The organism is Flavobacterium sp. LMO6 (assembly GCF_009495795.1).
In the GTDB taxonomy this organism is placed as follows: domain Bacteria; phylum Bacteroidota; class Bacteroidia; order Flavobacteriales; family Flavobacteriaceae; genus Flavobacterium.
The window spans coordinates 1-466 of record NZ_WIBH01000068.1; the positions used below are offsets into that span (position 1 = coordinate 1).

The window sequence follows — 466 nt, forward strand, 5'->3', positions numbered from 1 at the left end:
TTTTAGTAACGCCAGTTGTACCTACAATAGCAACAACAGCGCCAACTTGTTTGGCGGATGGGTTTAGCGAAATCAGTAATTATGATGGTGCATTAACTTATGTATTTACACCAGCAGGACCAACAGTTGATGCATTGGGATTAATTTCAGGCATGACTTTAAATACTTTATACGAAGTAACAGCATCAAATGCTACATGTACATCAACGGTATCAGCACAATTTAGTAATTTACCAATGTTGGTAACGCCAGTTGTACCAGTAGTTTCAGAAACGGCACCAACATGTTTAGCGGCAGGATTTGCTTCTATTACAAATTATGTAGCAGGAACAACTTATGATTTCACACCAGTTGGACCAACAGTTGATGGTACAGGATTAATATCAGGAATGACATTTGGAACTAGTTATGAAGTTGCTGCTAACAACGGAAGTTGTTCATCGGTAAATTCGGCAGCATTTACAAT

The 466-nt window shown here is 38.4% G+C and carries 1 protein-coding gene; it reads left to right on the forward strand.

The window, feature by feature from the left end; all coding sequences use genetic code 11:
- A partial coding sequence (locus GFJ99_RS13535) for a hypothetical protein (protein WP_162524035.1) occupies window positions 1-466 on the forward strand: 466 nt, incomplete at both ends.